3 protein-coding genes are annotated in these 1453 nt (G+C 64.5%); 1 reads left to right on the top strand and 2 read right to left on the bottom strand.

Going from position 1 to position 1453, the window contains the following annotated elements; all coding sequences use genetic code 11:
* Positions 1 to 87: 87 nt before the first annotated feature.
* On the bottom strand, positions 88 to 813 hold the full coding sequence (locus G446_RS0114990; protein WP_026410116.1) for a pentapeptide repeat-containing protein: 726 nt from the start codon (positions 811 to 813) through the stop codon (positions 88 to 90).
* A 67-nt stretch (positions 814 to 880) separates the two neighbouring features.
* Positions 881 to 1006, bottom strand: coding sequence for a hypothetical protein (locus G446_RS21410; RefSeq protein ID WP_281170238.1), 126 nt, complete (start codon positions 1004 to 1006; stop codon positions 881 to 883).
* Positions 1007 to 1096: 90 nt separating this feature from the next.
* Between G446_RS21410 and G446_RS20490 the strand changes: the two genes are divergently transcribed.
* Entirely contained in the window at positions 1097 to 1357 is a 261-nt protein-coding gene (locus G446_RS20490) for a transposase family protein (protein ID WP_169721313.1), read from the top strand.
* The last annotated feature ends 96 nt before the right edge of the window (positions 1358 to 1453 follow it).

Below are 1453 nucleotides of genomic sequence, written 5' to 3'. Positions count from 1 at the left end.
CGGCCGCCCGATACTCCGCGACGGGGGCGGGCGGCGGCAGGAGCGGTATTGATACGCCCCGATCTCGCGGCCATCGATGGCGCACGGCTAGTTGTTGATGGCTCTCCTGATGGCGGGCCAGTCGGCGAGATCCTTCATCCTGGGGCGGCAGACGAACAGGTGCTCCTGGCCGCCGTCGAGGTCGCTCCGCCAGATCTCGACCCAGTCCAGGGCGTCCCGGCGGTTCTCCCGGTCCCAGGTGTCGACCAGTGCCCGCACCCGGTCCAGGGCGGCGGCCCCGTCCAGGGCCAGTGCGCAGTCCTCGCCGGCGGGAAGGCGCTGGAGCGTCAGGTCCACGCCCCGCCGGAAGGAGGTGTCCACCAGGGTCGCCCCGGAGAAGTCGTTGCCCCGGATATCGTTGCGGACCCTGAGATCGGGCTCCCTCCTGCGCTTGTAGTCGTCCAGCCCGCCCCAGAAGATGCTCCGGCGCACATCGGCGCCCGTGAAGTCGCAGTCGATCAGGTCCACGGGGTTGACGCGGAAGTCCACCAGCCGTGCCCGGCGGAACGAACAGCGCACGAACCTGGTCCGTCCGGCGGGGCTGAAGGACAGGTGCGACCGGTCGAAGGAGCAGTCGACGAACTCGGCGAACCGACCCGCCCCGCCGGCGGTGAACTGCCCGACCCTCATCCGCTCGAACCGGCAGCGCTCGAAACGCGTGCTCGTCGTGCCGAAGCGCTCGACCCCCGTGCCCGACCAGTCCTCACCCACCACCAGCCCCTCGACGGCCCTCAGCTTCGACCCGAGCCCGTTGGGCAACTCAACGACCTCCATGACAGCACCCCTCCGAATTCCAATCACCGGCACGACCCCACGACCCACAAGGAAGGTTATTCAGAACTCAAAACGAAGCGCCGGATGCGGATTTCGTTTTATTCCCGCTATACCCCTCGACACCCTCCTCGCGCAGCCAGGCGAGCGGCTCGTCGAACTCGTCGTCAGTCAGACCTGTGGTACACTCCATCATGATGGTCCACTCCTTCCGGGGTCATGGGGTGATTGTTCTACGCCCATGATACCCCACGGGAGTGGGCCATCATCATATCGCCTCCCAGAAATGACCCAAGACACACCCAGAATAACCTTCGTGGGAAGAGGAATGATCACGCCTCATAAGAAGCCCCCCAATGGCGAATTGAGCGAGGCGGCCAAGGAGGAGAATAAGAACGTCAACAGAATCCGCCAGGTGGTCGAGCGCACCATCGCCCACATCAAGCCCTGGAGAATCCTCCACACCGCCTACAGGAGACCCCTGGAAACATTCGAGCAGACCATCGCCGCAGCACTCGCACTATATTCCTTCACGACCACCCCCTGAATAACCTTCCATGGTCGGCTTCGACGAACCGCTGGTACATCTCCTCCGCCCGGTCGTAGTTGTGACGCACATACTGGAGGAAGTGGGCGTACTTGC

The organism is Actinomyces dentalis DSM 19115, assembly GCF_000429225.1.
Classification (GTDB): domain Bacteria; phylum Actinomycetota; class Actinomycetes; order Actinomycetales; family Actinomycetaceae; genus Actinomyces; species Actinomyces dentalis.
The sequence above is the reverse complement of the archived record's forward strand: the minus strand, read 5'-3'. Positions and strand labels throughout refer to the sequence as shown.